This window comes from Salinibacter sp., from assembly GCF_042218895.1.
Classification (GTDB): domain Bacteria; phylum Bacteroidota; class Rhodothermia; order Rhodothermales; family Salinibacteraceae; genus Salinibacter.
In genome coordinates, this window is sequence record NZ_JBDGQQ010000122.1 from 19,728 (window position 1) to 23,316 (window position 3,589).

The following is a 3,589-nucleotide window of genomic DNA, read 5'->3' on the forward strand; positions in this document are numbered from 1 at the left end:
GCCTACTCAGTGACTTCAAGCTGATACTGCTTCGGGGTCATCCCCTCGTGTTCTCGAAACATCTCGATAAAATGGCTGGTGCTGCTGAATCCCAGCGCGTGACTCACGCTCGTTACCGTATTTTCGGGATCGGACAACAGTTCTCGGGCTCGAACGACGCGCTCTCGAGTAATGTATTTTAAAGGCGGCATGTCGAATTCGTCGCTGAAATGACGGTAAAATGTGGACTTGCTCATGCACGCTTCCTCCACGAGTTCGTCGACCGAGATGTGACGGTCGAGGTTCTCCTGGATGTACTGCACCGCCGCGGCGATGCCCCGAGAAGAGGTGTGCCGCGAGACCTCCCCCACTAGCAGGGGGCGCGATCGCGTCTGCAACATGAAGATGAGCAGCTCCTTCGCGTTCAGGTCGATCAGGCGATCGCGGTGGGGCGGATTTTCCCGGAGGAGGTACGCTATCATTTTTAGCACCCGGTGGACGCCTTCCCAACTATCGATGTAGGAGTACTCCTGCTCTCCTGCAGGCTGGTGCCGGGCCACGGACGTGTCTGTGGAGTTTTCTGCTGTGGTGCGCTCAAGCAGCGTGCGCGCGCCCTCACGGTCGATCTTGAACGTTATGTACCGAAGCGGGGTGTGACTGGGCCCTGGAACGTCGACGGTGATGGTCTGCAGAGGGGGAACCACAAGCGATTCCCCGGGCTCGAAGGAGAAAGATCCGTTGTCATTGACGTGCATGATCGTCTTCCCTGAAACCACCCCGTAGTAGGACAGGTGCGAGGTTCGGAGCCGAGCCCGATCGATGGACTCCTCGATTGTATACAGGGAAAGCGTGGACTCGTGGCCGCCGATCGCCGTCCGATTTTCGAGCAGTGACCGCGGCGCGTTGCGATGTGGGGGGGAGCGGTACGACATGGTAAACAGTGGCGAGCAAGTGGCTGGCGTGACACCATCTCCTGAAAGCTGCCGAATCTACTACAACCAACCGTTCCTGGCTGGAAGCCGCTTCACTCCCGCAGCGCCCGTAAACGTTCACTAGCGGCTCAGAAACGTCCGGGCCGGAAATGGTTCCTGTCAGCAGGTGAAAAGTCAACGGTCATTTCAATTTGGGAAGATGGAAGCATTTTCCCGGAAGATCACGCTACCGACTCAGAAAAGCGCTTCTTTATACTGCGCATGTCTCCGGTTGAGAGACGGCAACCACCCCGTTTGTAAGTATCTTAACCGTTGGAAGCCCTTACACCTACCTATAAGGGCTTCCAGTCCGGAGACACTTTCAGTACCGCCCCCCAATCAGATGCTTCTCCAGGGGTTTCCTCCACGAAGGATCTGTAATATCATCTTCTTACGGCATGCAGCACGTTCTCGCACTCGACCAGGGGACGACAAGTTCTCGGGCCATCCTTTTCGACCGACACGGGCGCATCCAAACCGTCGCCCAGAAGGAGTTTGAGCAAATCTACCCCGAACCCGGATGGGTCGAACACGACGCAAACGAGATTTGGTCGACCCAGATGGGAACCGCCTCCGAAGCACTGAGCAAGGCGGACGTGGACGCGGAGGAATTGGCAGCCATTGGCATCACCAACCAGCGGGAAACAACCGTCGTGTGGGACCGGGAGACCGGCGAGCCCATCCACAATGCCATCGTCTGGCAGGACCGGCGCACCTCTGGAATCTGTGACCGGCTCAAGGACCGAGGCCATCTGAACCTGATTCAGGAGAAGACGGGCCTCATTATCGACGCGTACTTCTCGGGCACAAAGCTCAGCTGGTTGCTCGATCACGTGGACGGGGCCCGACGGCGGGCCGAAAATGGAGAACTCGCTTTTGGCACGGTCGACAGCTGGCTGGTCTGGCGTATGACGGACGGCCAGCGACACATCACGGACGCGACCAATGCGTCCCGGACCATGCTCTACAACATCCACGAGGGGAGCTGGGACGACGAGCTGCTCGACATTCTCGACATTCCGCGCGCTCTGCTCCCCGAGGTTCGCGACAGCAGCACGGTGTACGGCCACACGCGGAGCGGCCCCTTCGACGCGGACGTGCCCATTGCGGGCATTGCAGGAGACCAGCAGGCCGCGCTCTTCGGCCAGATGTGTACCTCGCCCGGCCTCGGCAAAAATACGTATGGCACCGGGGCCTTCATGCTGCAGAACACGGGCGAAAAGGCCGTGACCTCCGATCATAACCTGCTCACCACGATCGGGTATCAGGTCGACGGCACCACCTACTACGCCCTGGAAGGATCCATTTTCGTAGCGGGCGCCGTGGTGCAGTGGCTTCGGGACGAGCTGCAGCTCATCCGGGAGTCCGCCGAGGTCGAGGAACTGGCCCGCACGGTAGACGACAACGGCGGGGTCTATTTCGTGCCGGCCTTTACGGGCCTCGGGGCCCCGTACTGGGACCAGTATGCCCGCGGCACCATCGCCGGCCTCACGCGGGGGGCGAACCAGGGACATCTGGCCCGGGCCGCCATCGAAAGCATGGCCTACCAGGTGGCCGACGTGATCGACGCCATGGAGGCGGACTCCGGGATCGCGACCACCGAGCTGAGGGCCGACGGCGGGGCCGCAGCCAACGACCTCCTCCTCCAGTTTCAGTCCGACATCCTCGATATCCCCGTCGTGCGCCCCCAAATTCTGGAAACCACAGCCCTCGGGGCGGCCTACCTGGCGGGCCTCGCGGTCGACTTCTGGAGCAGCCAGGCCGAGATCCAGAGCCAGTGGGAGCTGGACCAGATGTTTACGCCGTCGATGTCGACCGACCGGGTCCAGGAGTTGCGTAGTGGATGGTCGAAGGCGCTGGATCGATCTCGTGCCTGGGAATCCCCCGACAAAAGCGGTTCGGACGAACTAGAGGTGGAGGACACGTCGGTAGACGGAAAAGCCACGGCATCGTCCTAGCTCCTCCCGGTCGGCACACGCCTCCGCCGCCGATCCGGCCCCATCGCCAACAAGTATCCTTTTTGCGGACGCTACCCCTCCGATAAGAATTTCGATGTTTTATGGGCATCCGTGTCGAAAATCTTCGCAAGTCCTTTGGGACTGAGCAAGTTCTGGACGGGATCAACCTTGAGATCCCCGACCGAAGCTTCTTCAGTGTAGTGGCTCCTACGGGGGCCGGGAAAACGACGCTTCTGCGAATCATGGCCGGCATTGAGTCCGCCGACGCCGGAAAGGTGTATTACGACGGCGAAGAGGTCACGAATCGGGCCGTGCAGCAACGCAGCGTGGGAATGGTCTACCAGGAGTTTATTAACTACCCGTCCCTCACGGTCCGCGAGAATCTTGCCTCTCCCCTTGAGGTGAGCGACGAAAACTATTCCCGGGAAGAGATCGATCGGCGCGTGGAGGAGACCGCCGAGATGCTGCAGATCAGTCACATCCTGGGAAACCTCCCCGAAGAGGTCAGCGGCGGAGAGGCCCAGCGCACGGCCATTTCCCGGGCCCTGATCAAGGAGCCCGACTACCTTTTTATGGACGAGCCGTTGGCCAACCTCGACTACAAGCTGCGGGAGCAGTTGCGGAGTGACTTCGAACGGCTGTTTTCGGAGCAGGAGACGACGGTGGTGTACGCCACGCCGC

3 protein-coding genes are annotated in these 3,589 nt (G+C 60.4%); 2 read left to right on the forward strand and 1 reads right to left on the reverse strand.

Annotated features, from left to right (window positions below):
- Positions 1 to 2: 2 nt before the first annotated feature.
- On the reverse strand, positions 3 to 911 hold the full coding sequence (locus ABEL04_RS10940; RefSeq protein ID WP_375802430.1) for a helix-turn-helix domain-containing protein: 909 nt from the start codon (positions 909 to 911) through the stop codon (positions 3 to 5).
- Between the two features lie 437 nt (positions 912 to 1,348).
- Between ABEL04_RS10940 and glpK the strand changes: the two genes are divergently transcribed.
- On the forward strand, positions 1,349 to 2,908 hold the full coding sequence (gene glpK, locus ABEL04_RS10945) for a glycerol kinase GlpK (protein ID WP_375802431.1): 1,560 nt from the start codon (positions 1,349 to 1,351) through the stop codon (positions 2,906 to 2,908).
- Between the two features lie 101 nt (positions 2,909 to 3,009).
- Positions 3,010 to 3,589: ABC transporter ATP-binding protein (locus tag ABEL04_RS10950; RefSeq protein WP_375802432.1), on the forward strand; the 580-nt coding region annotated here is incomplete at its 3' end.

Excerpts from the sequence above, each read along its gene's own strand:
- ABEL04_RS10940 (WP_375802430.1), bottom strand. The coding sequence starts at position 911 with ATGTCGTACCGCTCCCCCCCACATCGCAACGCGCCGCGGTCACTGCTC.
- glpK (WP_375802431.1), top strand. The coding sequence starts at position 1,349 with ATGCAGCACGTTCTCGCACTCGACCAGGGGACGACAAGTTCTCGGGCC.